Annotated in this window: 1 protein-coding gene; it reads right to left on the reverse strand. The window is 54.2% G+C overall.

All coding sequences use genetic code 11. From position 1 onward, the window contains the following. On the reverse strand, positions 1–264 hold a 264-nt coding region (locus FLACHUCJ7_RS25150; protein ID WP_219634181.1), incomplete at both ends, for a hypothetical protein.

A 264-nucleotide genomic window follows, 5' to 3' on the forward strand; every position in this document is an offset into this window, starting at 1 on the left:
AAGCTGGTAGGCGCTACCGTATTGCTGTAATAGGCTGCAATGCCATCAAGGGTTCCGCTAGTGAGTTTGCTCTCGTTTAATACCGTCAGGGCTGCATCGTTCTGTGCTGCCTGCAGGGTTGCCCTTCCGGCTGCTGTTGCCGCTGTAGCATTCATCCAGCCGGTGTAGACCGGACGGTTGAAGGCATCGTATTTGGTAATGATCCATCCGGATGTAGTGATATCCGAGAAAGGGGAATTGGCAGGACCAGTAGCTACCGGCCTG

It is taken from the genome of Flavobacterium salmonis, from assembly GCF_903819435.1.
Lineage (GTDB): Bacteria > Bacteroidota > Bacteroidia > Flavobacteriales > Flavobacteriaceae > Flavobacterium > Flavobacterium chungangense.